The organism is Enterobacter sp. FUJ80071, assembly GCF_038739915.1.
Taxonomy (GTDB): domain Bacteria; phylum Pseudomonadota; class Gammaproteobacteria; order Enterobacterales; family Enterobacteriaceae; genus Enterobacter; species Enterobacter kobei.
Map to the genome: position 1 here is coordinate 2,337,964 of NZ_JBBXKH010000001.1, position 22,863 is coordinate 2,360,826.

Sequence of the window (22,863 nt, forward strand, 5' to 3'; positions counted from 1 at the left end):
ATGTTGTAAGTCGTGAATGAAATTAAGGTATTCTTAAGAATAAACAACACATACTGGCGTATACTCGAAAAAAAAGGATTGAGCAATGAACAGAAATTACGCCAGCAGTCAGATCGCATTGCACTGGCTTGTATTTGTAGCCATTATTATCGCCTATGCAGCTATGGAGTTAAAAGGGCTGGCGGTTAAGGGTAGCCCGATCCGTGTAACTATGGCGATAGTGCACTATACTGCGGGCTTTAGCGTTATGTTGCTAATGATTATCCGGGTTGTCCTGAAAATGACACATCGCGACCCTGAAATTATACCACCACCACCACGCTGGCAAATTGTGGCGTCAAAAATAATACACGGATTGTTGTATTTAATGTTTCTCCTGTTACCGTTGCTGGGGATTGCATCGCTTTACTTTGGGCAGATTGAATGGTCCTTTTTTGGAATAAAAATGCCTATAGCCACCTATCTTAATACAGATGCACAGCATACCCTCAAAGAAGTGCATGAGTTTATTGCAAATGCCGGGTATTTTCTTGTCGGTTTCCATGCTCTGGCCGCATTATTTCATCATTACTTCGTTCGTGATAACACGCTGGTGAGAATGTTGCCGATAATACATCGACATAAATAAGTTTTAAGAACGCCTTGTTGTGGTAGTTATTTCGCATACCGAGGAGCACTCATCCTGATTCGTCATTTGTCATAATATTGTCTTTTACCCATATCGCATAAACCCATGCAATAACCCTATAAAACTTCATGTTTACAGAAAGTTGATTTCATTGATACCATACCCCCCTATAGTATCAGGAGGGCGTATGCCGCATTCACCCGAAGATAAAAAACGTATTCTTACTCGCGTCCGTCGCATTCGGGGCCAGGTCGATGCCCTTGAACGCGCGCTGGAGTCGGGCGATCCCTGTCTGGCTATCCTGCAGCAAATTGCCGCCGTGCGCGGTGCTGCCAATGGCCTGATGGGCGAAATGGTAGAAATTCATCTCAAAGATGAGCTGGTGACGGGAGAGACAACGCCGGATCAGCGAGCCGTGCGCATGGCAGAAGTCGGCCATTTGCTGCGCTCTTATCTAAAATAAACCCACACACCTGACAAAAAGGGAAGACCTATGAAATCTCGCGCTGCTGTTGCATTTGGCCCCGGCCAGCCGCTGAAAATCGTTGAAATCGACGTCGCACCACCGAAAAAAGGCGAAGTGCTGATCAAAATTACCCATACCGGCGTTTGCCATACCGATGCGTTCACGCTGTCCGGCGACGATCCGGAAGGTGTTTTCCCGGCGGTACTGGGACACGAAGGCGGCGGGGTCGTGGTGGAGGTGGGCGAGGGCGTGACCAGCCTGAAGCCTGGCGATCACGTTATCCCGCTGTACACGGCGGAATGCGGCGAGTGTAAGTTCTGTAAATCCGGCAAGACCAACCTCTGCCAGGCCGTCCGCGCCACGCAGGGAAAAGGGCTGATGCCGGACGGGACGACCCGTTTCTCTTATAACGGCGAGCCGATTTACCACTACATGGGCACCAGCACCTTCAGCGAGTATACCGTTTGCGCGGAGATCTCTCTGGCGAAGGTGAACCCGCAGGCGCCGCTGGATAAAGTCTGCCTGCTGGGCTGCGGCGTGACGACCGGCATTGGCGCGGTCCATAACACGGCAAAAGTCAAAGAGGGCGATACCGTGGCGGTGTTCGGTCTCGGCGGCATTGGTCTGGCGGTGATTCAGGGCGCGGTGCAGGCGAAGGCCGGGCGTATTATTGCGGTCGACACTAACCCGGAGAAATTCAAACTGGCGGGTGAAATGGGCGCGACAGATTTCGTTAACCCGAAAGATCACGAAAAACCGATTCAGGATGTCATTGTTGAGATGACCGACGGCGGCGTGGACTTCAGCTTTGAGTGTATCGGCAACGTTAACGTCATGCGTTCCGCGCTGGAATGCTGCCACAAAGGCTGGGGCGAGAGCATCATTATTGGTGTGGCCGGCGCGGGTCAGGAGATTAAAACCCGTCCATTCCAGCTGGTCACCGGACGCGTGTGGCGCGGCTCCGCGTTTGGCGGCGTGAAGGGCCGTACCCAGCTTCCGGGGATGGTTGAAGATGCTATGGTCGGTAAGATTCAGCTCGATCCGTTCATTACTCACCGTTTGCCGCTAGAGCAGATCAACGAAGCGTTTGATCTGATGCACGACGGAAAATCTATCCGTACCGTTATTCATTTCGGTGACAAGTAACTCTTCTGCCAGCGGTTTTTAGCCGCTGGCATTTCTTTAATAATCTTCTCTAAAGTGTGACCAGTGCGGCGTTTTTAGCCGTAATCTTAATCCCTGCCGTGCCGATGACTATCTATACCCGTCATACTTCAAGTTGCCTGTGCGTTGGCTGCACTCGTTCACCCCAGTCACTTACTTATGTAAGCTCCCGGGGATTCACTCCCTTGCCGCCTTCATGCAACTCGAATTATTTAGGGTATAACACGCATGTATTTACGCATCTTCCCTACAAGAGAGTCGACGGTCATGGACAACACTACTTCGATGCAGGCGCAGCGTAAGCTGGGCTTCTTGCATCACATCAGGCTGGTTCCGCTGTTTTCCTCCATTCTCGGTGGCATTATTTTGCTGTTTGCCTTGAGCTCGGGTCTGGCGGGATATTTCCTGCTGCAGGCCGATAACGATCTGCAGGATGTCACATCAGAGATTCAGGTGCGTATGGGGCTGTCGAACAGCTCAAACCATCTGCGCACCGCGCGTATCAATCTGATCCACGCCGGCGCGGCAAGCCGTATCGCAGAGATGGATGCGATGAAGCAGAACATCAGCGAGGCGGAAACGCGTATCAAGCAGTCCCAGGATAGCTTTAACGCGTATATGAATCGCTCCGTGCGTACCGCTGAAGACGAAGCGCTGGATGCTGACCTGAAAGCGCGCTACGACGCCTATATCGCGGGCATGCAGCCGATGGTCAAATTTGCCAAAAACGGCATGTTCGAAGCGATCATCAACCACGAAAATGAAACCGCGCGCCCGCTGGATGACGCTTACAATGCCGTGCTACTGAAGGCGATTAAGATCCGCACCGACCGTGCCAATGCGCTAACGGCGCAGGCGCACAGCCGCACGCAGCTGGGGCTGATGTTTATGGTGGGCGCGTTTGTGCTGGCGCTGGTATTGACCGCGATGACCTTCGTTGTGCTGCGCCGCACGGTCATTCATCCGCTACAGCGTGCTGCGAAACGTATCGAGAATATTGCAAAAGGTGACCTGACGATGCCGGACGATGTGGCCGGACGCAGCGAAATTGGCCGTCTGACGTGCGATCTGCAAACCATGCAGCACTCCCTCGAAACAACGGTTGGCACCGTGCGTCAGGGCGCGGAGGAGATCTATCGCGGAACCAGCGAGATTTCTGCCGGTAATACTGACCTCTCTTCGCGCACCGAGCAGCAGGCCGCGGCCATTGAGCAGACCGCCGCGAGCATGGAACAGTTAACCGCCACGGTGAAACAGAACGCTGATAACGCGCATCATGCCAGCAAGCTGGCGGAAGATGCCTCCGGAAAAGCCAGCCGTGGCGGCCAGATGGTCTCCGGCGTGGTCAAAACGATGGGCAACATCTCCAGCAGTTCGAAGAAGATCTCTGAGATTACCGCCGTGATTAACAGCATTGCTTTCCAGACCAATATTCTGGCACTGAACGCGGCGGTAGAAGCGGCGCGCGCGGGTGAACAGGGGCGTGGATTTGCGGTGGTAGCCAGTGAAGTGCGTACGCTGGCAAGCCGTAGCGCCAACGCGGCAAAAGAGATCGAAAGCCTGATCAATGAGTCGGTTTCCCTTATCGATCAGGGGTCGGGTGAGGTGGTGGCTGCGGGTAACACCATGAATGAAATCGTCGACGCGGTTAAGCGCGTGACCGACATCATGCTGGAAATTGCCGCCGCATCGGATGAGCAGAGCCGCGGAATTGTGCAGGTCAGCCAGGCGATTTCGGAGATGGATAAAGTGACTCAGCAGAACGCCTCGCTGGTGGAAGAAGCATCCGCAGCCGCGGCATCCCTGGAAGAACAGGGCGCACGTCTGACCGAGGCTGTGGGGGCGTTTCGTTTAAGCGGCGCGAAGCCTGGCCGCGCGGTGACGTCTGTGCCAGTGGCGAAGAACGCGCCGTTGCGCCCGGCGGCGACGGTTTCCGGAGATAACTGGGAGACGTTCTGAGTCGCCAGCAGTGTCGGGTGGCGCTTCGCTTACCCGACCTACAAAATCGACCTACAAAAAAAGGGACCCTTCGGTCCCTTTTTCACAGCTTATTTCTTATCAGGTAACGCGTATGCGATAACGTAATCACCGCGATCCGGTGACTGGCGAGCGCCCCCGGCGTTAATGATGATGTACTGTTTACCGGTTTTCGGTGAGACGTAAGTCATCGGCCCGGACTGGCTGCCAACCGGCAGTCGGTCTTTCCAGATCTCTTTCCCGGTGGCGGTATCAAACGCACGCAGGTAGAAATCCTGAGTACCGGCGAAGAACAGCAGGCCGGACTGGGTTGAGAGCGACGCGCCCAGCGTTGGCATCCCGATTGGGATAGGCATGTGCATGCGAATGCCCAGAGGGCCGGTGTCTTCCACCGTACCGACAGGCACCTGCCACACCAGTTTGCCGGATTTCAGATCGACCGCGGACATGGTGCCGAACGGCGGTTTCTGGCACGGAATGCCGAGCGGTGACAGGAAACGTTCACGCATTGCGCCGAACGGCGTGCCGTCCATCGGGACGATGCCCATCTCAATGCCGCTGGCGTCTTTCGCCACGTTAGCGCGCGGCACCATGTAGTTTGCCAGTCCGAGGCGCATATCGTTGACGAACATCAGGCTGTTGTTCGGGTCAACCGAGACGCTGCCCCAGTTCATTCCGCCCAGCGAGCCAGGGAACTGCAGGGAACGGTCAAGACCCGGCGGGGTGAAGACGCCCTGATGACGCATCTCTTTAAACTGAATACGGCACAGCAGCAGGTCGACAGGCGTCGCGCCCCACATGTCGGATTCAGTCAGCGTCTGGTTGCCAATCATCGGCATGCCGACGGAATACGGCTGGGAGGGTGAGTAGCGTTCACCTTCAACGTTACCAGCCGGTACAGGACGCTCTTCTACCTTCGCGACCGGCTTACCGGTTTCGCGGTTGAGCATAAAGATCATGCCCTGCTTGCTGGTCTGCACCAGTACAGGCGTGGTGCCGCCTTTGCCGTCAGGCAGGTCGTACAGCAGCGGCTGGGAAGGCAGGTCGAAGTCCCACAGATCGTGGTGGGTGGTCTGGAAATGCCAGCGCACCTGGCCGGTGGTGGCATCAACGGCGACGATAGAAGAGCTGTATTTATCGTCCAGCGCGGTACGCTCACCCGCCCAGAAATCCGGGGTGGCGTTGCCGGTTGGCAGATAAATCAGGTTCAGTTTGGCGTCGTAAGACATGGCCGACCAGACATTTGGCGTACCGCGGGTGTAGGTCTGTCCTTCCGGCGGCAGGCCGCTCAGGTTCGGATTACCCGGATCCCACGCCCAGGCCAGCTTACCGGTGTGAACGTCATACGCACGTACCACGCCCGGCGGTTCGCCGGTGGAGAAGTTATCCGCGACGCGACCGCCGACGACGACCACGTTCCCGGCGACCAGCGGCGTGGAGGTCTGCTGATAATATCCCGGCTTGATCTCACCCATACCGATGCTCAGATCCACGGTGCCGTGGTCGCCAAAATCTTCGCAGACCTTGCCGTTATCCGCATTGATGGCAATCAGGCGGGCATCGGTGGTCGGCAGGAACAGACGGCGAGGGCATGCGGCAGGCTGCGCGGTTTCCTGTGACGTTGTCACGTTCTGGTGGTCTTCAAAATAGCCCAGACCGCGGCAGCGCTGCCAGTTAGGCGCGGTGGCTTTAGAATCGTAGCGCCATTTTTCTTTCCCGGAGTCCACGTCCAGCGCCAGCACTTTACTGTACGGGGTACAAACGTACAGCGTATCGCCAATCTGTAAAGGCGTGTTCTGGTCTTCCGCGCCAGAGCCGTTGCTCTGTGGAATATCGCCGGTATGGGCAACCCAGGCGACTTTCAGTTCGCTGACGTTTTGCTTGTTAATTTGATCCAGTGCGGCGAAGCGGTCACCGTGTGTGGTGTTGCCCCAGTGCGCCCAGTTCTTTTGCTGCTCACCGGGTGCGACGGGTTTAACCGGAACGGGTTCATTCGCCGCCACGAGAGTCTGGGGCTTAAACATCCAGCCAAGGCTAACCAACATCGCCACGGCCAGGACCGCCGCAACACCAAAAGCAGGCGCCTTGTTGGGGGAATTGTGGTTTGCTCCACGCAGGTAAGGCCAGACGATGGCACAAAGGAAAGCCAGTACGGCGAAGGTAAACAGGCGGGAGAAGAGCGGCCAGAAATCCCAGCCCGCATCGCTTACCGCCCAGACCAGCGAGGCAATAAACGCGATGCTGTAAAGGACAATCCCGCTGGTGCGATTGAGGAAAATCAGGATCGCGGCAATCACCATTACCACGCCCATTATCAGGAAGTAACAACTTCCGCCCACGGTGGCGAGCTTAAACCCCAGCCCGCCGACGGCCAGACCGATGAGCAACATCAGTCCGGCAAGAAGCCACTGCAGGATACGCGGTATCCCACGTGGCGCGCTGCCAAATGCCATTTCTGTCTCCTTAGATCCCGCCGCTATGCCGGGTGTACCAGTTGGGTAATAAAATCGGCGGGAATAATGATTAACACGGGTGAATTCACCTTTATCAAAAGATTTACGAACCATTTGGTGAATTCGTGGCTATGATAAAACTGTTAAATTGTTTTACGCAATTGTTAATGAATCATTCCGCATTATTTGATTAGCGCACAGGACAGATCCCTCGCCCCGTTGGGGAGAGGGTTAGGGTGAAGGGAAGAATTCAAACCGGCATGGATTTACGGATGGCGCTCAGCAGCGTCTGCGCACCCGTTGAGAGCGGCGTGTCTACGCGGGTTAAAATGCCGATAGGTTCACCGGCACCCGGGGCGGTCACCGGCAGAGCGGTCAGGGTTCCCTGACGCAAATCATCTTTTACCGCACCGGAGGGAACGAACCAGACGTAGTCATAATCGAGGGTGAGCTGGCGTGACAGCGAGGCCGACAGCGTTTCGATACACCCTGAGGGTAGCGTACATCCCTGCATTTGCAGCAAGTTTTCGGCGGCCTGGCGCGGGACGGTGCCTTTTGGGCAGACCACCACGGGCCATTCCATGACGCGGCTTAACGTCACGGTATCCTGCAGTAAAGGATGGTCGGGACGCACCACCAGCTTCAGGGATTCCAGAAACAGCAGTTCGTAATTGAGACCGCCCATCAGTTCAGGGTCGGACATACGACCGATACCCAGATCCAGTTCCCCCGATTTGAGCCCCGCGAGCAGCATGGTGTTATTCATGGTGGCAACCTGAATCGTGGTATGCCGTTGCTGCTTGTGGAATTGACCAATCACGGGCGGCAAAATGCCCAGCGCCGCGGTAGGCAAGGCACCCACACGTACCACGTCACTGGTGTGCTCTTCTTTTCTGTGCAGGGACTGGCCTGCGGTGTTGAGCGCATCCAGCACCTTAACGGCGTGCGTCAGGAACTGTTCGCCCACGAGGGTAAGCTGTGCGCCCAACCGACCGCGATCGAAAAGACGGGCGCCGGTGAGCTGTTCCAGCTCGTTAAGGGTTTTTGAGAGCGCAGGCTGGCTCAGATTAAGGGTTTCAGCCGCTCGCCCCAGCGTTCCCTGTTGAGCGACGGCCACAAATGTATGCAAATGGCGCAAGCGTATGCGCTGACTGAACAGACCATTTTTTTCCATAGGCGATGTTAAAAACAGAGCGATGCGAGTGACAAGTTAAGTTGTTTAATTTTGATAACCTGATAGCAAAATATTTTTAACATTTGATCTGTTTGAGTTACAACATGTTTTTCGGGAGGGGCTGCAGGCGAACGTCCTTGTTCATTTATTGCTCAGTGCCGAGGGGTTACATCAGTACCCCATTAGATCACGCCATCCCCGCCGTCAGAACACCACACCTGACCGGACGTATAGGAACACGCATCCGAGGCCAGCGTGACGTACAGCGGAGCAATTTCTACCGGTTGACCCGGACGCCCCAGTGGCGTATCGCCGCCAAACTCCTTCACTTTTTCCATTGGCTGACCGCCGCTTGACTGCAGCACCGTCCAGTACGGTCCAGGCGCCACCGCGTTGACGCGAATGCCTTTTGGGCCCAGCTGTTTGGCTAAGGATTTAGTAAATACGGCCAGACAGGCTTTCGTCTGGGCGTAGTCCAGCAGCACGGGGCTGGGCTTCACTGCCTGAACCGAGGAGGTGTTAATGATAACGGACGACGCCTTCAGATGGCGCAGCGCCGCCTTGGTGATCCAGAAGGGGGCATAAACGTTGGTTTTAAACGTCGCGTCAAAGTCTTCGGTGGTGAGCTCTTCCAGAGACTCCCGGTACTGCTGACGGCCCGCGTTATTGATCAGAATATCCAGGCCACCCAGCTTAGAGACGGCTTCCTCGACCAGATTCTGACAGAAGGTTTCATCCCGGATATCCCCCGGCAGCGCGATGGCTTTGCGTCCTTCCGCTTTGATCAGCGCGATCACCTCTGCGGCGTCTTTTTCCTCTTCAGGCAAATAGTTGATGGCAACGTCAGCCCCTTCACGGGCATAGGCGATAGCCACCGCGCGACCTATCCCGGAGTCACCCCCGGTGATCAGCGCTTTTTTGCCGGTAAGGCGGCCATGCCCTTTGTAGCTTTTTTCCCCATGATCGGGTACAGGTTGCATCTCTGATGCCAGTCCCGGCGGCGTTTGCGGCTGTTCCGGGAACGGGGGTTGCGGGTAAGCGTTCGTACGTTGTGTAGTATCACTCATAGCTGACTCCTTAAGCCAAGGGGTGAGATTTGATGGATAGTTGCAGCGTTAACGCTTCGCTGAATTATTTCTGCAAACGATCAACACGGACGACGGCAGGAGATGATTTTTTATCAAGCGAACCGTTGATACTGATCATCTGGTCGGGTTTTACCGTTCTGCCGTCGAAGACTGCCTGGGGAATATTAACGTCGATTTTTCCGGTTTTATCCTGGAATACAAACTTATCGCCGCTACCATCAATAAGATTACCGCGTAATGAAATTGTCGCGCCGTCATGCATTTGTTTGGCCTGATCGATGGTCATAATACGCGCATCATCGGTTCCACGATATCCGCTATCCAGCGCGTGAGGCGGGGGCGGCGCGTCACCTTTTTGTAACCCGCCGTTATTATCTGCCCATGCTGATGGAACCAAAAATATCAAAAAAGCGGAAATAAGTGATAATTTCATCTGATATCCTTCATTTTTGGGTGTCTTGACTTATTAAGTATTGTTGCTATTCCTTTATGTGGCAAATGTGATAAGTCTTAAAAACAATCTCTTTTGAAATCAAAACACTCATAAAATAAGCGAAACGGTGACGACAACCATGAAGCGTGAAAATGAAAAGTTACCCGGGATAGATGAGAGTTATCGCTTGCTCAGGTTTGAATATGCATTTCGCCAGGTGGGTTTTGTGCTGCTTTTAGGTATTATCATCGCAGCGATGGCCGGTCTGTTTTCCAGCGGCATGGTGAGCGACACGTCCAGGACCAATTCTGCTAAATCTCTGACCATTCACTATGAACGCTTTGGCCGTCGGGAGACCGAGTCAAGGATGCAATTTACGTTTCCGGTGAAAACGGCGGGTCACTTCACGCTCAGCATCACCAGCGAGCGCAGCGACGTTTACGAACCCGGCAGCGTCTGGCCGCAGCCGGACAGAATGTATAGCCGTGGGAAAACCCTCTATTTCGTCTATGACACGCTCCAGAAGTCAGACAGGTTCTCCGTGTTGTACTTCACGACCCCGACCCGGGCCGGTAAATGGAATACTGTCATCCGCGCAAACAACGAGCCGGAGATCACCGTCTGGCAATTTATTTACCCGTAGGAGGCTGATATGGATATGGTCTTTCGTGCGCTGGCGATTTATCTGTTTCTCGTGGTGGTATTTAAAGTGGCGGGGCGACGCGCGCTGCTACAGATGACCAGCTTTGATCTTATTCTACTGTTAATTATTAGTGAAGCCACGCAGCAGGCGCTTCTGGGGCAGGACTTTTCTGTCACCGGGGCGATGATAACGATTACCACGCTGGTGGTAGTGGATATTCTCTTTGGGTTGATGAAGAAATATTTTTCCCCGGTGGAAAATATTCTGGATGGTAATCCCGTCATTCTGGTAGAGAATGGCGTGCCGTTAGCGGATAAACTTAAAAAAGTCGACGTATCCTGTGATGATATTCTGGTGTCAGCGCGTCAGAATAATGGCATTACAAAAATGAGTGAAATCAAATATGCCATATTCGAACGTAATGGGCATATTTCAATCATTCCTTTTGAGAAATAAGAGGCGGCAAAATGAGCAATCTGTTTCACGACGATCATTATACCGTAAGTGAATTAACGAAAAAGCTGGCGAGTAAATTAACCGATGCCGGGCTGCGCTTAACCACGGCGGAATCCTGTACGGGGGGAAAGCTCTCGGTCGCGTTGTGCGCAGAAGAGAACACCGCCGATTTTTATGATGTCGGGCTGGTGGTATTCAGCGATGAAGCAAAAGCGCGGATCCTCGGCGTGCGTTCTGAAACGCTGGCGCGCTATACCGCCGTCAGCGAACCGACGGTGGGCGAGATGGCCGCCAGTATCCGCGATATGGCCCAGGCGGATATCAGCATTGCCATCAGCGGATACGCAGGCCCTGAAGGGGGCGACGATGGGACGGCGGCAGGGACGGTCTGCTTTGGCTGGAATATTTGCGGCGAGACGAAAACCCGCACCGTTCTTTTCTCCGGTGACTGTCAGGACGTGGTGGAAAAAGCGGTGCATTTTGCGCTGGCTGAACTGGTAACAACCTTGTCGGACGACAATATCGGGTAAATTCACGTGGAGGTTGTATGGCTGTCATAGTGATTACTGGCGGGACGGCGGGCGTGGGAAAAGCCACGGCACTGCACTTTGCAAAGGCGGGCTACGATGTGGGACTTATCGCCCGCGATGAAGCCAGCCTGCACTCCACTCAGGAGGAATTAAAGCGCTTTGGGGTCAATGCCCACGCGGTGCAGGCGGACGTCGCCGACAGTCAGGCGGTGGTGGATGCCGCTAACGAGATTGAGTATCGCCTTGGGGCGATTGACGTGTGGGTTAACAATGCCATGGGCGCCGTGCTGGCACCGTTTCGCACCCTTACGCCGGATGAGTTTCGTCGTGTGACTGACGTGACCTACCTCGGCTTTGTCAACGGCACTCGCGCCGCGCTGGAGCTGATGGTGCCCCGCGACAGAGGCGTGATTATCCAGGTGGGATCCGCGCTGGCCTACCGTTCCATTCCTTTGCAGTCCGCTTACTGTGGCGCCAAAGCGGCGATCCGCGGCTTCACCGATGCGGTGCGTACCGAACTGATGCATGAAAACAGCCGGGTTCAGCTTTCGATGGTTCAGATGCCGGGGCTTAACACGCCGCAGTTCGAATGGGCGAGGAATAAGTTCGCCTGGGCGATGCGCCCGGTGCCACCGGTTTTTGAGCCCGAAGTCGCCGCCCGCGCCATCTTTAAGGTTGCACAAAAACCGGTACGGGAACTGTGGGTGGGAAGCAGCACGATTCAGTCGATCGTCGGGCAATTTCTTTTCCCGAGTTTACTTGACCGGCTGATGGTTAAAAAAGCCTGGGAAGGTCAGATGACCGACGATCTGAACGCACCGGATCGCCGGGACTATCTTGACCAGCCGGTTAATGATCTGCACAAAATCCATGGCCGTTTTACAGACGAGGCGAAGAACCGAGCCCCGTCCGTCACCTCCGGTATGCCTGGCAAGGTGGCACTGGGCGCCCTCGCGGTGGCGGGGATTATGCTGACCCGCCTGATAATTCGAGGGAGAAGATAATCAGCGCAGCGCGCTACGGTGGGTCCAGAACCAGCGGTAACCGTAACCGCCAAGAGTGAGCTCGACGGTTTTGCCGCACACCAGCGCGTCGTCGTAGCGTTTGTCCGCGAGACAGGCGGTCCAGGTGGCATTGCGGATCCCTTTTGCGGCGAACTTCACCGGCTGGTCGCTGAAGTTGACGAAGGTCAGGATGCTGCGTTCATCGGTCTCGTAATACAGCCCCAGCACCGCGTCGTGATCGAGGGTAATGAGACGAAAGGGCGCAACGGCAATTTCGGGGAACTCTGAGCGGGTATTGGCAATATCCATGATTCGGTGCAGAAGCGAGTTGCGGTGAAGCAGCGAATCAGCGACGTTGATTTTCTGATAGCGATACGGGCCGCGATCGATGATGGGGGCAATAAATTTTTCCGGGTTGGCCGCGGAAAAACCGCCCCCCGCCGATCGGGCCCACTGCATCGGCGTACGAACGGCGTAACGCTCTTCCAGTTCCAGGTCGTCGCCCATGCCGATCTCATCCCCGTAGCGCATCACCGGGACACCCGGCAGGGAAAAGAGCACGGCGTGACAGAACGCCAGCCGCTTGTGATCGCCATTCAGCATCGGCGCAAGGCGGCGGCGGATCCCGCGCTGATAGACGTTCATCTCTTCGTCAGGGGCGAAGGTATCAAGGACAAACTGCTTATCTTTCTGACTAATGCCCTCCAGATCCAGCTCGTCATGATTGCGCAGCCAGTTGGCAAAACAGCATGAGTCGGGCGGGACGATCATCTTTTTCACCGCATTACGCAGCGGACGGGCGCTTTTCCTCGCCAGGCTGACGTAAAAATACTTATTGAGCCAGAAATTGAGCACCAGATTCAGGCGATCGTTATTGCCGAAGTAGTCTTTATACGTCTTGACGTCGACGTCGACTTCACCAAGCAGGATCGCGTCTGGATTACGTTGCTCAATAAGACGGCGCATATGCTCCAGGATCCACAGCCCTTTTTTTTCGTCACCGTTTCCTGCCTGTCTGGTGAGGTGGGTGGCGGCATCCAGGCGAAAGCCCGACACCCCCAGCTTAAGCCAGAACAGAATGATGTTCTCAATCTCTTTAAGTACCGCAGGCGAGGTCAGGTTCAGATCCGGCTCATGGCGATAAAACATATGCCGGTAGTACTGTCCCGCCTCGTCGTCCCAGCTCCAGACGCTCTTTTCCACGCCGGGAAACATTGGGGGCGTGTCGTCATCGTCGTTGTCCGACCAGAGGTAGTAATCACGATAGGGGGATGCCGGGTTTCGGCGGGCCTGCTGGAACCACGGATGCGCGTCTGAGGTATGCTGGATCAGCAGCTCAATTATGACCTGCATGCCCAGCTCCCGGGCCTGTTCGATAAAGGCGATGATATCGGCCAGTTTACCGAAGCGCGGATCCACCTGCAGATGGTCGCTAACGTCGTAGCCTTCGTCCAGAAAGGGGGTGAGGTAAAATGGGGTGATCCAGATAACCGTCGCGCCCATGCGGCGGATATAACGCAGCTTGGCCGCAATTCCGGCGATGTCTCCACAACCATCGCCGTTCATATCATAAAACAGTGCGGTATCAATTTGATAAATAATGGCCCGTGTATGCCAGTCTGTCATAGCGTTCCTCAGTGATAGCCTTCAGTATCCGACACTTTGCCCCGGAAGACGTAGTAGCTCCAGGCGGTGTACACCAGAATCACCGGAATGATCAGCAGGGTGCCGACCAGCATAAATAGCTGGCTGGCGGGCGGTGCCGCGGCTTCCCACAGGGTGATATGGGGCGGAATAATGTTTGGCCACAGGCTGATACCCAGGCCGCTAAAACCGAGGAAGATCAGCCCCAGCGTGAGCAGGAACGGACGCGAGTGGCTGGCCGGGTTGCGGGTCAACCGCCAGATCAGCACCGTAAACAGCCCTACCAGCAGGGGAACCGGCAGGAACCAGAAGAAGTTGGGCAAGGTAAACCAGCGGTCGGCCACGTACTGCCAGCCAAGCGGCGTCCAGACGCTGACCACCGCAATAACCACCACCAGTGCCAGCAGCACGTGGCGCGTCAGCTCGCGCATGCGGTTTTGCAGTGCGCCTTCGCTTTTCATTATGAGCCAGGTGGTCCCCAGCAGCGTATAGGCAACGACCAGCCCGATGCCACAGAAAAGATTGAAGGGCGTCAGCCAGTCAAGCGCAGAGCCGACAAAGCGCCGGCCTTCCACGTCAAAGCCATTGATCACTGCCCCTACGACGATCCCCTGGCTGAAGGTGGCGAGCAAGGACCCGCCTGCGAAGGAGTAGTCCCAGAATTTGCGGTGTGAGGGCGTCGCTTTAAAACGGAACTCAAAGGCGACGCCGCGAAAGATGAGGCCGATGAGCATGGCGGTGAGGGGGATGGTCAACGCATCAATAATCACCGCGTAGGCCAGCGGAAACGCGCCGAACAATCCCGCGCCGCCGAGCACCAGCCAGGTTTCGTTACCGTCCCACACCGGGGCCACGCTGTTAACCATCACATCGCGTTCCCTGGCATCGCCCACGAAGTTGAACAGCAGACCGATGCCCAAATCAAAGCCATCCATAATGATGTACATCAGCGTGGCAAAGACGATGATGGCAAACCAGATAACAGCGATATCAACGCCCATCAGATTCTCTCCTGTTCTGAAACGGACTCCGCGGCAGACAGCGGACGGGCGGGAGTGCCCGACGTGTTTGACGTCAGCGTATCGACGGGCTGCGGACCTTTCTTAATCAACCTGATGAGGTAAACATACCCCACGCCGAACACCGACGAGTAGACAACGAAGAAGGCCAGCAAGCTGATGCTCATTTGCAGAGTACTGTGCAGGGAGACCGCATCTATCGTGCGCAGATAACCATAGACCACCCACGGTTGACGGCCCACTTCGGTGGTCACCCAGCCGGCGAGCAGCGCCAGCAGACCCGCTGGCCCCATGCAGAGCGCAAACCAGTGGAACGGGCGCGAGTGGAAAAGCCGGTGACGGTAGCGTAGCCAGAGGCTGAGCAGACCGAGGGTAATCATCAGCAGCCCCATCCCGACCATGATGCGGAACGACCAGAAAACGATGGTCGAGTTTGGGCGATCTTCTTTCGGGAAATCTTTCAGGGCCGGAACCTGTTTATCCAGGCTATGTGTCAGGATCAGGCTGCCGAGCGCGGGGATCTCGAGGCCGTATTTGGTGCGTTCCTCCTCCATATCCGGCAGGCCAAACAGCAGCAGTGGGGTGGCCTCGCCGGGCGGATTTTCCCAGTGTCCCTCAATGGCGGCGATTTTGGCGGGCTGATGCTCAAGCGTGTTCAGGCCGTGCATATCGCCCACCACCGCCTGGATGGGGGCGACCAGCAGCGCCATCCACATGGCCATCGAGAACATGGTTCGGATGGCGGGCGTATCGTTACCGCGCAGCAGGTGCCAGGCACCCGACGCGCCGACAAACAGCGCGCTGCTCAGAAACGCGGCAATAGCCATATGAATCAGGCGATAAGGGAAGGAGGGGTTAAAGACGATTGCCAGCCAGTCTTGCGGAATGACCTGTCCGTTCTCGATGGTGAACCCCTGCGGCGTATGCATCCAGCTGTTGGAGGCGAGGATCCAGAAGGTCGACATTAAGGTGCCGAGCGCGACCATGCAGGTGGAAAAGAAGTGCAGGCCCGGGCCAACCTTATTCCAGCCGAACATCATTACACCCAGGAAACCGGCTTCCAGGAAGAAAGCGGTTAAGACTTCATAGGTGAGGAGTGGACCGGTGATACTGCCCGCGAACTGTGAGAATCCGCTCCAGTTGGTGCCAAACTGGTACGCCATGACCAATCCGGAAACGACCCCCATACCGAAGTTAACGGCAAATATCTTTAGCCAGAAGTGATACAGCGATCGCCAGACATCGTTTTTGGTGCGCAGCCACATCCCCTCCAGCACGACCAGATAGCTGGCGAGTCCGATGGTGATCGCGGGAAAAAGGATATGGAACGAGACGGTAAAAGCGAACTGAATTCTGGCCAGATGAAATGCATCGAGTTCGAACATGGTCCGTACCTCTGAAACGATGGGGCACGAGAATTGCCGGGCAGTTTATGGCTGCCCGGCAAAACCGATTACGGTTTAGTCTTACCGGCACCCAGCTCGGCACCGGTCAGCGGGTCGGAATGTGGATCGGACTTCGTACGGGCAGACATCGCCTTGACCAGGGTTGCCTGTTCGGTTGTGAGCGTGACGCTTGCGCTGCCATCGCCGCCGTCAACCGCAGGCTGGGGGGACTCAACGTAATCGAAATGTTTATCGCTGTTCCAGCTTCCGCGAACCTCTCCACCTTCAGACATATTGTAGTACTTGTTGGTGAATTCCTCGATTGGCGGCAATTTTCCCGGCGGGAAATTATTACGGATAGACTGCAGCGCCTTCTCAAAGGAGAGCTGATGCGCCGCCTCGCGCGTCATCAGAAACGCCAGGGCATCCTTTACGCCGGGATCGTCGGTCACGTTGATCAGCCGTTCATAGATGATTTTCGCTCTGGCCTCTGCTGCCACGTTTGAGCGCAGGTCCGCCGTTGGCTCGCCGATGGTGTCCACGTAGGCCGCCGTCCAGGGCACGCCCGCAGAGTTAGTGAGCGGGGTGCCACCACCGTAGAGCAGGGAGGTAATATGGCTGTCATTGCCGTTTTCGGTCATGGACCGATACAGCTCGGCCTCGTTTTCCACCCCTTCCGCCAGCGCGCCTTTCGCGCCTTTATTCAGCATGCCCACCAGGGTACCGATGATTTCGAGGTGGCTTAACTCCTCGGTCGCGATATCCATCAGCATATCTTTACGGCCCGGATCGTCATCGCTCAATCCTTGCGTAAAGTACCGGCAGGCGGCAGCCAGTTCGCCCTGCGGCCCACCGAACTGTTCCAGTAAAAGATTGGCGAGGCCTGGGTTCGGTTCAGCAACGCGAACCGTATATTGCAGCTGTTTAACGTGTCGGAACATGGCGATTCTCCCTGATTATTTTTTTGCTTCGACGCCCGATGCGTCTGAACGCAGCAGGAACTGTTCCGTGGTCTGCGGAATATGACGAATCAACCAGTCGGCCATCTCGCGCTCTTCCGCGAGGATCGTCTCAATGGCAGGCACCGACGCAACGTCACCCGCTTTTTTAGCCGCGGCAAGCAGCGAGGTGTAGCAGGCGATTTCAAACTGTTCAAAGACATAGCCGCTAATTGACCCCTTCACAATCTCATCAGAAGGGAACATCCCGCCGATGGACTGACCCAGCGCCGCCATCTTGCTCATTGAATCTTTCAAAACTGAATGAGAAATATCATTGCGATCAAGGATCTCCTCCAGCAATGTAATTTGGCGTTTTGTCTCATTAATATGTTGTTCAATTCTGGCGCGAACATCAGGATAATTATCGATACGGCTGGCCATGGATTCCAGCATTGACTCAGCTTGCTTTTCCATCGCATGGGCATCGCGTAGCCAGTCATGGTAGTGTTCTACGTGATTCATTATTATATCCTCATTTGGGGTTCGCTTATTTGGTCTCACTTTCAGCAGCCTGATCGGCACGCGCGGCACTGTAGCCAGATAAATGGCCGACAATATTAGCGTAGATGCTGATGATAATGACCCATAGTACGCTGCTCTTCCACCATATTACGGAAGGGATAGCGAGAATGAACCATATTATAGCTGCCGTTAAATGGCACCGTTTAATTGTCCTGGGACTGATACTCATTTTATTTAACCTGTGTTATAGCGTCATTTTTGCGCTTTTTGGTTAATATTTCCTACGGCCAGATCGGTGAGTTTAAGGTCGGTCTCTTTTTCTTCTTCCAGTGTTTCTGCAAGAAGCTTAACGGCTTTTTTATCGCCAAGCTGCTCTGCCAGGGTGGCAAGGGTACCGTAGCTGGCAATTTCGTAATGCTCCACTTTTTGGGCTGCGGCAATTAACGCGGCATCACGCACTTCATTTTTTTCCGTGCTTTCGATAACTTCGTTCGCCTCTTCAATTAAGCCTTCCATTGCCACGCATTTCATGCGCTTGAGCTTGATACCGTCTTCCTGCTCGATAATCTGATCGATGCGTTCGATCTGACCTTGCGTCTCTTCAAGGTGTGCGGTGAAGGCGGCGCTCAGCTTCTCGCTGGAGGCGGCGCGGGCAAGTTTGCTTAACGCTCGGGTAAGCTGCTTTTCTGCGCTGTAGGTATCCGACAGAAGATGAATAAATACATCCTCTACACTTTTCATATTCATAATTATTACGCTCCGGTAAAATAAAGAAAGGGTACTGCGAGCTTTTCAGCCCGCAGCATGCTCTCTGGTTTTATTAAAAGAGTACTAAATAAGATCAGGAGTTATCAGATTTACGGCCTCCGCCGTGACTGTTCTGTCCCCCTTTCTTACCCGCTTCAGATGCGCGTTGCGGATCGTTTTTAAAATTACCACCGCTGTGCTGGCCACCTTTACGACCAGCTTCTGATGCTTTTTCACGGTCTTGCGCGAAATTACCTGAACCACCACGATGCTCTGCCATATTAAACCTCATAGTCATATATTGGTTATGTCAGTACGATACGAATATATTCCGTATCACTCGTCGTTCGAGTAATAACTCTAGTCGCTGTGCGCTATTCGTCAAATGCGCTTTGCTATTTGCGGTTGCGTTATTTTTAAATATTTGTAAATTTGCGCTTCGCTTGCGTTGGAAATATGGATAGACAGGAAGGACTTGTAAACAACTGTTCAGATTATTCCTAACTTTGAGCTAAAAATTTGAAAGCTGAGGATAAAAATAATGACGCCCTCAAATTGGTTGATTTGCAGTCAGGGAAAAATAAAAAATACTCCTTTATAGCTAGAAAGCGAAACCATAAATAATTATAAGGAAAATCCTGGATAAAAAGCGACAGGCGCGAAAGGGCGGTTTCGTTAAGGCTTGTTCAGAGGCCAGTCGCACACGGTTTGACCACTGTCGTCTTAAGATCACAAATCAGAAATCTTTCCCCCCGGAAGGAACGGGTTTCTCTACACTCCAGGTAATATTCACTGGAGGCATGACATCATGGCGAACACCATCACGGCTGATGATATTCGGGAACATTTTTCGCAGGCTATGTCGGCGATGTACCAGCAGGAAGTTCCGCAGTACGGCACGTTGCTCGAACTGGTCGCGGACGTAAACCTGGCGGTTCTGGAAAATAACCCGCTATTACATGAACAACTGGCGAACGCCGATGAACTTGCCCGTCTGAACGTGGAGCGCCACGGCGCGATCCGCGTCGGCACGGCGCAAGAGCTTTCCACCCTGCGTCGTATGTTTGCCATTATGGGCATGTATCCGGTCAGCTATTACGATCTCTCTCAGGCGGGGGTGCCGGTTCACTCAACGGCGTTTCGTCCGGTAGATGATGCGGCGCTGTGCCGGAATCCGTTTCGTATCTTTACCTCACTGCTGCGCCTTGAGCTGATAGAAAACGTCCCGCTACGCGAGCGCGCGGCGGAGATCCTTGCTCAGCGGAACATTTTTACCCCGCGCTGTCTGGCACTTCTCGATCTCTGGGAATCAGAAGGGCAGTTTACTGACGTCCAGGCGCGTGAGTTTGTTCAGGAAGCGCTGGAAACCTTCCGCTGGCACCGCCATGCGACGGTCGATCAGGAAACTTATCTGGCACTGCATAACGAACATCGCCTGATTGCGGATGTGGTCTGCTTCCCGGGGTGCCATATTAACCACCTCACGCCGCGCACGCTGGATATTGACCGGGTGCAGGAGCTGATGCCGAAGTATGGTATTGAGCCCAAAATTCTGATCGAAGGGCCGCCGCGTCGTGACGTGCCCGTGTTATTGCGTCAAACCAGCTTCAAGGCGCTCGAAGAGCCGGTGCTGTTTGCCGGTGAACATAAGGGCACCCACACCGCCCGCTTCGGTGAAATAGAACAGCGCGGCGTGGCGCTGACGCCGAAAGGCCGTGAACTGTACGATAGCCTGCTGGCTAAGGCCGGTACCGGCAAAGATAACCTGACGCACCAGCTTCATTTGCGTGAGATTTTCAGCGCCTTCCCGGACAGCGAGCTGTTAATGCGCCGCCAGGAACTGGCTTATTTCCGCTACCGTCTGACGCCCGCCGGGGAAGCCCATCGTCATGCGTTCCGTCCCGGCGACGATCCGCAGCCGCTGATTGAGCGCGGGTGGGTCGTTGCCCAGCCGATTACCTACGAAGATTTTCTTCCGGTCAGCGCCGCCGGGATTTTCCAGTCCAATCTCGGGAATGAAACTCAGGCGCGCAGTCACGGTAATGCCAGCCGCGACGCGTTTGAAGCCGCGCTCGGCTGCCCGGTGTATGACGAATTCTCCCTCTATGAGGAGGCTGAAACGCGCAGCAAACAGCGTTGCGGTTTGCTCTGAAACCGTTACTCTGCAGGGGTGTGATGGAAAAAATAAGGTCGTTATGCAAAATCCTTCCGCCCCTGTGGTTGAAACGCGCCAGGGCGCACTGACTGGTTTAACCGATGAAAATGTCCACCGCTGGTGCGGTATTCCCTATGCTGCACCGCCAGTGGGTGACTGGCGCTGGCGCTCACCGCGTCCACCAGAACGCTGGGATGGCGTTCGCGATGCCACTGCATTTTCGGCCTCAAGCTGGCAAAGCAGCGAATATTGTCAGGAGCTGGGCGGGGGCGATCCCGGCCAGTTCTCTGAAGACTGTCTCTATCTGAATGTCTGGTCCCCCGTCGACCGCCCGGGATCGCTTCCGGTGATGGTCTGGCTGCACGGGGGCGGGTTTACGATTGGTGCCGGTGGTCTGCCACCGTATCACGGCAAATCCCTGGCCGCGCGCGGCGTGGTTGTGGTCACGATTAACTACCGTCTCGGCCATCTCGGCTTTTTCGCCCATCCCGCGCTGGAGGGGGAAGAAGAGCGGGTAGTGCATAATTTTGCTCTGCTTGATCAGATTGCCGCGCTTGAATGGGTGCGGGAGAATATCACCGCGTTTGGGGGCGACCCGCATAACGTGACCCTGTTTGGTGAGTCCGCTGGCGCCCGCAGCGTGCTGTCGTTGCTGGCCTCGCCGCTGGCGGAAGGGCTGTTCCACAAGGCGATAGTCCAGAGTGGATATACCTTGCCCGACACGCCGCGCCAGCAGGCGCTGCAAAAAGGGGAAGCACTGGCCGCCCATTTTGGGCTGGAAAACGCGACGGCAGAGCAGCTGCGCGCGATCCCACCTGAGTCATTCTGGCCGCTGACCGCGCCACTCAACATCGCCCCGGCGCCGATCGTCGGGGATTGCGTCCTGCCGGAGGCCATGCTGGATGTCTTTTTCGCTGCCCGCCAGCACCCTGTGCCGGTGATGATAGGTTCTAACAGCGATGAAGCCAGCGTCATGGCGGTGTTTGGCATCGATCTCGCCGGGCAAATCCAGAAGCTTCGCCGGGAGCGTCGTTTTGGGCTGGGGCTCATCAAGCTGCTTTATCCGGGTGTGAAAGGCGACGAGGAGCTGGGCAGACAGGTGTGTCGCGATATGGCATTTACCACCATGGGCTATGTCGTGATGCAGGCGCAGCAGCGTGTCGGCGGGCTTTGCTGGCGTTACTGGTTTGACTATGTCGCTGAAGCGGAGCATGCCACCTATATCAACGGCGCGTGGCATGGCAATGAAGTGCCCTACGTGTTCGATACCCTCGGCCAGGTGGAGCCTTCACGTCAGTATGTCAACGAACGGGATCTGCAGTTTGCTGCCAGGGTAGCCGATTACTGGGTAAGCTTTGCGCGCGATGCCGGAACGCATGATAGCCTGTCGGGGCCGACGCACTGGCCCGCGTGCCGTAAAGGGCGGGACGTGCTGCTACGTATCGGTGTGAATAAACATGCAGGTTTCCGGCTTGAAAACCGCTTTATGCACGCGCGCATGAGCCTCTTTAAACGGGTGATGAAGCACCACGTCAGCCTCGATTAAGTAAACAGGCGCGAAACGCCGCCAGTCCATTTTCTTCGTCAGGCGTTTCGCGCAGCACCAGCCGGTAGCTCGCGCCGGTTTTTACGCTTGTCTCATAGGGCCGCATCAGCCTTCCGGCACCCACATCTTCTGCCACCAGCGTTTCGTCGGCAATGGCGACGCCCAGCCCCTGAATGGCGGCGGTAATGGCGAGATCCATCGTATCGAAGTGTTGATTTTTGTGCATAACAAACCCGGGACCTTCCTGCTTCGCCAGCCACAGTGACCAGTCGGTTTTATCCCGCGTAGGGTGAAGGAACGTCAGTGAACCCAGCGTTGTACCTGCCCGCACCGGGCTGATGACCGGCGTGAGCGCCTCTTCGAACAGCAGATCGCCTGCGCTCATATGCGTGCCAAACACAATGGCCGCGTCGTAAGATTCGGTTTTGAAATTGACGTTATGATCGGTGGTGGTCGTCAGCGCGATCTGCAGATCCGGATGCGCGTGCTCCACCTCCAGCAAGCGCGGTACCAGCCAGCGCATGGCGCAGGTGGGGGCCTTAAGCCGGATCACGGTATGCTGGCTACGGGCCTGGTCGGCCACGGTCAGCAGCTGTTCGAAAGTGGATTGCAGCTCCGGAAGCAGGGCGCTGCCCTGCGGTGATAGGCGCAGCCCGCGGGCGTGGCGCTCAAACAGCGGAAAGCCAAACCACGCCTCAAGGGAGGCGATCTTACGGCTCACGGCCCCCTGGGTCAGACACAGCTCTGCGGCGGCATGGGTAAGATTCAGATGACGCGCGGTGACTAAAAATGCGTCGATGGCGTTAAGGGGGAGCGAACGGCGAGACATTGAAACACCTCAGCTATGCATTTTTCTCATGGCTATTATGACAACAATTCGATTGTCCC

General features: G+C 55.4%; 23 protein-coding genes. 10 read left to right on the plus strand and 13 right to left on the minus strand.

Annotation, left to right across the window (positions count from 1 at the left end; genetic code table 11):
- The first annotated feature begins 85 nt into the window (after nucleotides 1-85).
- The 4 genes from AAER43_RS11460 to AAER43_RS11475 all read left to right on the plus strand — a co-directional run bounded on the left by AAER43_RS11460 (nucleotide 86) and on the right by AAER43_RS11475 (nucleotide 4,217).
- Nucleotides 86-628, plus strand: coding sequence for a cytochrome b (locus tag AAER43_RS11460; protein ID WP_045268124.1), 543 nt, complete (start codon nucleotides 86-88; stop codon nucleotides 626-628).
- Between the two features lie 187 nt (nucleotides 629-815).
- The gene (locus AAER43_RS11465; protein ID WP_003857256.1) at nucleotides 816-1,091 is read left to right on the plus strand and encodes a metal/formaldehyde-sensitive transcriptional repressor; all 276 of its coding nucleotides are present in this window, start codon (nucleotides 816-818) and stop codon (nucleotides 1,089-1,091) included.
- Between the two features lie 30 nt (nucleotides 1,092-1,121).
- Complete coding sequence (locus AAER43_RS11470; protein WP_023338313.1) at nucleotides 1,122-2,240, plus strand: S-(hydroxymethyl)glutathione dehydrogenase/class III alcohol dehydrogenase; 1,119 nt, start codon at nucleotides 1,122-1,124, stop codon at nucleotides 2,238-2,240.
- A 285-nt stretch (nucleotides 2,241-2,525) separates the two neighbouring features.
- Nucleotides 2,526-4,217 (plus strand): methyl-accepting chemotaxis protein, encoded by a 1,692-nt coding sequence (locus tag AAER43_RS11475; protein ID WP_050863033.1) that lies wholly within the window; start codon nucleotides 2,526-2,528, stop codon nucleotides 4,215-4,217.
- 89 nt (nucleotides 4,218-4,306) lie between these two features.
- Here AAER43_RS11475 and AAER43_RS11480 read toward each other — a convergent pair whose 3' ends face one another.
- The 4 genes from AAER43_RS11480 to AAER43_RS11495 all read right to left on the minus strand — a co-directional run bounded on the left by AAER43_RS11480 (nucleotide 4,307) and on the right by AAER43_RS11495 (nucleotide 9,383).
- The gene (locus AAER43_RS11480; protein ID WP_110820268.1) at nucleotides 4,307-6,688 is read right to left on the minus strand and encodes a glucose/quinate/shikimate family membrane-bound PQQ-dependent dehydrogenase; all 2,382 of its coding nucleotides are present in this window, start codon (nucleotides 6,686-6,688) and stop codon (nucleotides 4,307-4,309) included.
- Nucleotides 6,689-6,938: 250 nt separating this feature from the next.
- Nucleotides 6,939-7,862 carry a LysR substrate-binding domain-containing protein gene (locus AAER43_RS11485; protein WP_014883781.1) on the minus strand — a complete coding sequence of 308 codons (924 nt, stop codon included), beginning with the start codon at nucleotides 7,860-7,862 and terminating at the stop codon, nucleotides 6,939-6,941.
- 182 nt (nucleotides 7,863-8,044) lie between these two features.
- Nucleotides 8,045-8,929 carry an SDR family oxidoreductase gene (locus tag AAER43_RS11490; protein WP_014883782.1) on the minus strand — a complete coding sequence of 295 codons (885 nt, stop codon included), beginning with the start codon at nucleotides 8,927-8,929 and terminating at the stop codon, nucleotides 8,045-8,047.
- Nucleotides 8,930-8,993: 64 nt separating this feature from the next.
- Nucleotides 8,994-9,383 (minus strand): YdeI family stress tolerance OB fold protein, encoded by a 390-nt coding sequence (locus tag AAER43_RS11495; protein ID WP_050863035.1) that lies wholly within the window; start codon nucleotides 9,381-9,383, stop codon nucleotides 8,994-8,996.
- 139 nt (nucleotides 9,384-9,522) lie between these two features.
- Here AAER43_RS11495 and AAER43_RS11500 point away from each other — a divergent pair, with 139 nt between their 5' ends.
- The 4 genes from AAER43_RS11500 to AAER43_RS11515 are packed head-to-tail and all read left to right on the plus strand — an operon-like array spanning nucleotide 9,523 to nucleotide 12,016.
- Nucleotides 9,523-10,026 carry a hypothetical protein gene (locus AAER43_RS11500; protein WP_014883784.1) on the plus strand — a complete coding sequence of 168 codons (504 nt, stop codon included), beginning with the start codon at nucleotides 9,523-9,525 and terminating at the stop codon, nucleotides 10,024-10,026.
- Nucleotides 10,027-10,035: 9 nt separating this feature from the next.
- Entirely contained in the window at nucleotides 10,036-10,482 is a 447-nt protein-coding gene (locus tag AAER43_RS11505; RefSeq protein WP_014883785.1) for a YetF domain-containing protein, read from the plus strand.
- 11 nt (nucleotides 10,483-10,493) lie between these two features.
- On the plus strand, nucleotides 10,494-11,012 hold the full coding sequence (locus AAER43_RS11510; protein ID WP_014883786.1) for a 2-oxo-tetronate isomerase: 519 nt from the start codon (nucleotides 10,494-10,496) through the stop codon (nucleotides 11,010-11,012).
- A 17-nt stretch (nucleotides 11,013-11,029) separates the two neighbouring features.
- The gene (locus AAER43_RS11515) at nucleotides 11,030-12,016 is read left to right on the plus strand and encodes an SDR family oxidoreductase (RefSeq protein ID WP_057057682.1); all 987 of its coding nucleotides are present in this window, start codon (nucleotides 11,030-11,032) and stop codon (nucleotides 12,014-12,016) included.
- On the opposite strand, the gene AAER43_RS11520 is transcribed toward AAER43_RS11515, so the two are convergent.
- The 8 genes from AAER43_RS11520 to AAER43_RS11555 all read right to left on the minus strand — a co-directional run bounded on the left by AAER43_RS11520 (nucleotide 12,017) and on the right by AAER43_RS11555 (nucleotide 18,554).
- Nucleotides 12,017-13,642 carry an alpha-amylase family protein gene (locus AAER43_RS11520; protein ID WP_050863037.1) on the minus strand — a complete coding sequence of 542 codons (1,626 nt, stop codon included), beginning with the start codon at nucleotides 13,640-13,642 and terminating at the stop codon, nucleotides 12,017-12,019.
- Nucleotides 13,643-13,650: 8 nt separating this feature from the next.
- Nucleotides 13,651-14,661, minus strand: coding sequence for a cytochrome d ubiquinol oxidase subunit II (cydB, locus tag AAER43_RS11525; RefSeq protein WP_014883788.1), 1,011 nt, complete (start codon nucleotides 14,659-14,661; stop codon nucleotides 13,651-13,653).
- Nucleotides 14,661-16,064, minus strand: coding sequence for a cytochrome ubiquinol oxidase subunit I (locus AAER43_RS11530; RefSeq protein ID WP_014883789.1), 1,404 nt, complete (start codon nucleotides 16,062-16,064; stop codon nucleotides 14,661-14,663). Before AAER43_RS11530 ends, cydB begins: the two co-directional genes overlap by 1 nt.
- Nucleotides 16,065-16,132: 68 nt before the next feature.
- Nucleotides 16,133-17,005, minus strand: coding sequence for a manganese catalase family protein (locus tag AAER43_RS11535; RefSeq protein ID WP_008502274.1), 873 nt, complete (start codon nucleotides 17,003-17,005; stop codon nucleotides 16,133-16,135).
- A 15-nt stretch (nucleotides 17,006-17,020) separates the two neighbouring features.
- On the minus strand, nucleotides 17,021-17,527 hold the full coding sequence (locus tag AAER43_RS11540) for a ferritin-like domain-containing protein (protein WP_050863038.1): 507 nt from the start codon (nucleotides 17,525-17,527) through the stop codon (nucleotides 17,021-17,023).
- Between the two features lie 25 nt (nucleotides 17,528-17,552).
- Nucleotides 17,553-17,756 (minus strand): hypothetical protein, encoded by a 204-nt coding sequence (locus tag AAER43_RS11545; protein WP_023335667.1) that lies wholly within the window; start codon nucleotides 17,754-17,756, stop codon nucleotides 17,553-17,555.
- 23 nt (nucleotides 17,757-17,779) lie between these two features.
- The gene (locus AAER43_RS11550) at nucleotides 17,780-18,274 is read right to left on the minus strand and encodes a ferritin-like domain-containing protein (RefSeq protein WP_050863039.1); all 495 of its coding nucleotides are present in this window, start codon (nucleotides 18,272-18,274) and stop codon (nucleotides 17,780-17,782) included.
- A gap of 94 nt (nucleotides 18,275-18,368) precedes the next feature.
- Nucleotides 18,369-18,554 (minus strand): general stress protein, encoded by a 186-nt coding sequence (locus AAER43_RS11555; protein ID WP_014883792.1) that lies wholly within the window; start codon nucleotides 18,552-18,554, stop codon nucleotides 18,369-18,371.
- A 528-nt stretch (nucleotides 18,555-19,082) separates the two neighbouring features.
- On the opposite strand from AAER43_RS11555, the gene AAER43_RS11560 reads away from it, so the two are divergent.
- Together AAER43_RS11560 and AAER43_RS11565 are read left to right on the plus strand one after the other, a co-directional pair.
- Complete coding sequence (locus AAER43_RS11560) at nucleotides 19,083-20,426, plus strand: VOC family protein (RefSeq protein WP_014883793.1); 1,344 nt, start codon at nucleotides 19,083-19,085, stop codon at nucleotides 20,424-20,426.
- Nucleotides 20,427-20,469: 43 nt separating this feature from the next.
- Nucleotides 20,470-21,975, plus strand: a complete 1,506-nt coding sequence (locus AAER43_RS11565) for a carboxylesterase/lipase family protein (RefSeq protein ID WP_050863040.1) — start codon at nucleotides 20,470-20,472, stop codon at nucleotides 21,973-21,975.
- Here AAER43_RS11565 and AAER43_RS11570 read toward each other — a convergent pair.
- A complete protein-coding gene (locus AAER43_RS11570) occupies nucleotides 21,962-22,804 on the minus strand; it encodes a LysR family transcriptional regulator (RefSeq protein ID WP_014883795.1) in 843 nt (280 codons plus the stop codon). The genes AAER43_RS11565 and AAER43_RS11570 overlap by 14 nt on opposite strands.
- Nucleotides 22,805-22,863 lie beyond the last annotated feature (59 nt).

Bases quoted from the DNA above. Each gene is read 5' to 3' on its own strand.
- AAER43_RS11530 (WP_014883789.1), bottom strand. From the start codon at position 16,064: ATGTTCGAACTCGATGCATTTCATCTGGCCAGAATTCAGTTCGCTTTT.
- cydB (WP_014883788.1), bottom strand. From the start codon at position 14,661: ATGGGCGTTGATATCGCTGTTATCTGGTTTGCCATCATCGTCTTTGCC.
- AAER43_RS11460 (WP_045268124.1), top strand. From the start codon at position 86: ATGAACAGAAATTACGCCAGCAGTCAGATCGCATTGCACTGGCTTGTA.
- AAER43_RS11470 (WP_023338313.1), top strand. From the start codon at position 1,122: ATGAAATCTCGCGCTGCTGTTGCATTTGGCCCCGGCCAGCCGCTGAAA.
- AAER43_RS11500 (WP_014883784.1), top strand. From the start codon at position 9,523: ATGAAGCGTGAAAATGAAAAGTTACCCGGGATAGATGAGAGTTATCGC.
- AAER43_RS11550 (WP_050863039.1), bottom strand. From the start codon at position 18,274: ATGAATATGAAAAGTGTAGAGGATGTATTTATTCATCTTCTGTCGGAT.
- AAER43_RS11545 (WP_023335667.1), bottom strand. From the start codon at position 17,756: ATGAGTATCAGTCCCAGGACAATTAAACGGTGCCATTTAACGGCAGCT.
- AAER43_RS11520 (WP_050863037.1), bottom strand. From the start codon at position 13,642: ATGACAGACTGGCATACACGGGCCATTATTTATCAAATTGATACCGCA.
- AAER43_RS11510 (WP_014883786.1), top strand. From the start codon at position 10,494: ATGAGCAATCTGTTTCACGACGATCATTATACCGTAAGTGAATTAACG.
- AAER43_RS11495 (WP_050863035.1), bottom strand. From the start codon at position 9,383: ATGAAATTATCACTTATTTCCGCTTTTTTGATATTTTTGGTTCCATCA.
- AAER43_RS11490 (WP_014883782.1), bottom strand. From the start codon at position 8,929: ATGAGTGATACTACACAACGTACGAACGCTTACCCGCAACCCCCGTTC.
- AAER43_RS11555 (WP_014883792.1), bottom strand. From the start codon at position 18,554: ATGGCAGAGCATCGTGGTGGTTCAGGTAATTTCGCGCAAGACCGTGAA.
- AAER43_RS11540 (WP_050863038.1), bottom strand. From the start codon at position 17,527: ATGAATCACGTAGAACACTACCATGACTGGCTACGCGATGCCCATGCG.
- AAER43_RS11560 (WP_014883793.1), top strand. From the start codon at position 19,083: ATGGCGAACACCATCACGGCTGATGATATTCGGGAACATTTTTCGCAG.
- AAER43_RS11570 (WP_014883795.1), bottom strand. From the start codon at position 22,804: ATGTCTCGCCGTTCGCTCCCCCTTAACGCCATCGACGCATTTTTAGTC.
- AAER43_RS11475 (WP_050863033.1), top strand. From the start codon at position 2,526: ATGGACAACACTACTTCGATGCAGGCGCAGCGTAAGCTGGGCTTCTTG.
- AAER43_RS11465 (WP_003857256.1), top strand. From the start codon at position 816: ATGCCGCATTCACCCGAAGATAAAAAACGTATTCTTACTCGCGTCCGT.
- AAER43_RS11485 (WP_014883781.1), bottom strand. From the start codon at position 7,862: ATGGAAAAAAATGGTCTGTTCAGTCAGCGCATACGCTTGCGCCATTTG.
- AAER43_RS11480 (WP_110820268.1), bottom strand. From the start codon at position 6,688: ATGGCATTTGGCAGCGCGCCACGTGGGATACCGCGTATCCTGCAGTGG.
- AAER43_RS11535 (WP_008502274.1), bottom strand. From the start codon at position 17,005: ATGTTCCGACACGTTAAACAGCTGCAATATACGGTTCGCGTTGCTGAA.
- AAER43_RS11565 (WP_050863040.1), top strand. From the start codon at position 20,470: ATGCAAAATCCTTCCGCCCCTGTGGTTGAAACGCGCCAGGGCGCACTG.
- AAER43_RS11505 (WP_014883785.1), top strand. From the start codon at position 10,036: ATGGATATGGTCTTTCGTGCGCTGGCGATTTATCTGTTTCTCGTGGTG.
- AAER43_RS11515 (WP_057057682.1), top strand. From the start codon at position 11,030: ATGGCTGTCATAGTGATTACTGGCGGGACGGCGGGCGTGGGAAAAGCC.